This is a genomic window from Bartonella sp. AP65SXKL, assembly GCF_042195725.1.
GTDB lineage: Bacteria > Pseudomonadota > Alphaproteobacteria > Rhizobiales > Rhizobiaceae > Bartonella.
In genome coordinates, this window is sequence record NZ_JBHIOW010000113.1 from 1 (window position 1) to 246 (window position 246).

General features: G+C 43.9%; 1 pseudogene. It reads left to right on the forward strand.

Going from position 1 to position 246, the window contains the following annotated elements:
* A pseudogene (locus ACFIMP_RS09935) lies at positions 1–246 on the forward strand (tRNA (adenosine(37)-N6)-threonylcarbamoyltransferase complex transferase subunit TsaD); the annotation flags it as partial.

Sequence of the window (246 nt, forward strand, 5' to 3'; positions counted from 1 at the left end):
GAGACAAAAATCGCATTTTTCTTCCCCGACCTTTAAAGGGTGAAAAACGGTTAGATTTTTCTTTTTCAGGCCTCAAAACCGCTGTTCGTCAAGCAGCAACAGCCATGGCTCCTCTTACAGAAAGTGACATTGCTGACATTGCAGCGAGTTTTCAAGCAGCAGTTACCGATACAGTATATGATCGCGTTCAGTTGGCTCTGCAATACTTTACCCAACAGTATCCCCTTCATCAAGAATGTCGTTCTC